1 protein-coding gene is annotated in these 1,823 nt (G+C 52.9%); it reads right to left on the minus strand.

Annotated features, from left to right (window positions below):
- On the minus strand, nt 1–1,823 hold a 1,823-nt coding region (locus tag Xentx_RS17965), incomplete at both ends, for a non-ribosomal peptide synthetase (protein WP_139292539.1).

Consider the following 1,823-nt stretch of genomic DNA (forward strand, 5'->3'; position numbering starts at 1 on the left):
GGTGATTGTCTGGTCATCTGCCGCTATCAATATTGGTGATTCTGCCAGTGCCTGGCTGTATTCCGTCAGTGTTGTCAGATACCGTTGCTGGGTGAGTACGCACGGGCTTCCGGTATCTTGCAGAATAAACTGCACCCGCTCCGGTGGATATTCCGGGGAAATGGGCACATAAGCGCCACCGGCTTTCAGCACCGCCAGAATGCTGATAACCATTTCCAGACTGCGATCAAGATAGAGGGCGATGGGGGTGTCTGCTCGCAGAGGGGCACAACGTTCCCGAATAACACCGGCTAACTGGTTTGCCCGCTGGTTTAACTGCCGGTAGGTCAGGGTTTCCCCTTCAAAGACCAGAGCCACATTATCCGGCGTCTTTTCTGTCTGGGCTTCAAACAGTTGCGGCAAGGTACTATCTTGCGGGTAAGGGGCATCGGTCTGGTTCCAGGTGTGCAGCAGGGTATGACGTTCAGGGGCAGATAGGGCATCAATCCCGGCCAGAGATTGTTGCGGGTCTGCCACGAAGGCGGTCAGTACCCGTTGATAGAGACCGGCCAGCCGTGTCATGGTGGTTTCGTTAAACAGGCTGACCGCGTAATTCAGGCAACCGGTAATAGCGGGTTGTCCTTCGGACAGAAACAGGCTTAGGTCAAATTTGGCCGGACTGTACAGGGATCCGTCCAGTGTCACCGGATGAAAGGGCAGTCTGGCTTTATTGGGCTGGTGTTCACCAAAACTTTGTAAGCCAAACATGACCTGAAAAATCGGATGACGGGCGGTGTCACGTTCAATCGCCAGGGCGTCAACCAGTTGTTCAAACGGCATGTCCTGATGCGCCTTGGCATCAGCCAGCCATTGATGGGTCTGTTTAATCAGGGTGGCGACGCTGTCTGTCAGCACAAGCTGCGCCCGCAAGACCAGGGAGTTAACAAACATGCCTATCAGGGATTGGGTTTGGGCATGGTGGCGGTTATCGGTCGGTGTTCCCAGTACGATATCGTTTTGGCCGGATAATTTTGCCAGCGTGACATAAAAGCCACTGAGCAGCACAGTATACAGGGTGGTTTCCTGGTTCTTTGCCAGCGTTCTTAGCTGGTCAGAGAGGGCGGTCTCCAACGTGAAATTGAAGTCCTTTCCTTGATAATTTACCTGGGCGGGTCTGGGGGAGTCTGTTGGCAGGGCCAGCGTTTCATAGTGGGCTAGGGTCTGTCGCCAGTAGGCAAGCTGGTGTTCACGGACATCCCCTTGTAAGTATTCCCGCTGCCATGCGGCATAGTCGCCATAGGTGATATCCAGGGCAGGCAACAGGCTGTCACGGCCGGCTAACAGAGCCGGGTAAATTTCTGCCAGTTCATGCATAAAAATATCGATGGCCCAGCCATCAATGGCGATATGGTGCCATAACATCAGGAAGTAATGGTTATCGGCCATGGAATAGTGACAAAGGCGCAGACTGGGTTCCGTGGTCAAATCAAATGGCGTGTCTATCTCAGTGCGTACTGTATCCAGAAGCGTGTCAATATCATCACAGGGCGTTACTGACCTGATAACTAAATGCCTGTCCAGCACCTGTTGGTCGTGTTGTCCGTCATCATGATGGCGGTAGACTGTCCTGATGATGGCATGGCGTGCCGCTAATCGGTTAATGGCGGTTTCTAATAAGGGCAGACAAGTGTCATTATCCAGTTGAACCAGATAAGGGATATGGTAGGCATTGGTGCCTTGTTCAAACTGCTCGATAAACAGCATCCGTTCCTGGGCAAACGATAAGGGATAATGTTCCAGCGCAAGGCGAGGGATAACCGTGCAGGTTTGTTGCCCCATATGGG

It is taken from the genome of Xenorhabdus thuongxuanensis, from assembly GCF_001908095.1.
Taxonomy (GTDB): domain Bacteria; phylum Pseudomonadota; class Gammaproteobacteria; order Enterobacterales; family Enterobacteriaceae; genus Xenorhabdus; species Xenorhabdus thuongxuanensis.